The following is a 341-nucleotide window of genomic DNA, read 5'->3' on the forward strand; positions in this document are numbered from 1 at the left end:
CGTCCGAACCGGCTGATGGACTTGGTATAGATCATATCGATCTTGCCCGCCTCACAGTCGGCCAGGAGGCTCTGGAATCCCGGTCTGGAGCTGATGGTCCGTCCCGACTTGATATCGGTATAGGTAGCAACATATTCCCAAGCAGGGTTCTCCAGGATATCCTCTTTCTCGAAATCCATCTGGGCTGACAGGCTTTGCAGCTGTCGTTCCATATGTGTGCTCACACGGCAGTACAAGGCAACGCGGAGACGCTTGAAATTTCGCCTGGCTGGTATGACATGTATGATGGGCTTTCTTTTCTCGTCCGGCATGGTTTTTTATAACACGAATGGAAAGGGATG

General features: G+C 51.6%; 1 protein-coding gene. It reads right to left on the reverse strand.

Annotation, left to right across the window (positions count from 1 at the left end):
- Positions 1–212, reverse strand: a 212-nt coding sequence (locus ACODJP_RS13825; protein ID WP_422482493.1) for a recombinase family protein, incomplete at its 3' end; no start/stop codon positions are given.
- Positions 213–341 lie beyond the last annotated feature (129 nt).

This window comes from Pleomorphochaeta sp. DL1XJH-081 (genome assembly GCF_049310885.1).
GTDB lineage: Bacteria > Spirochaetota > Spirochaetia > Sphaerochaetales > Sphaerochaetaceae > CAYZJV01.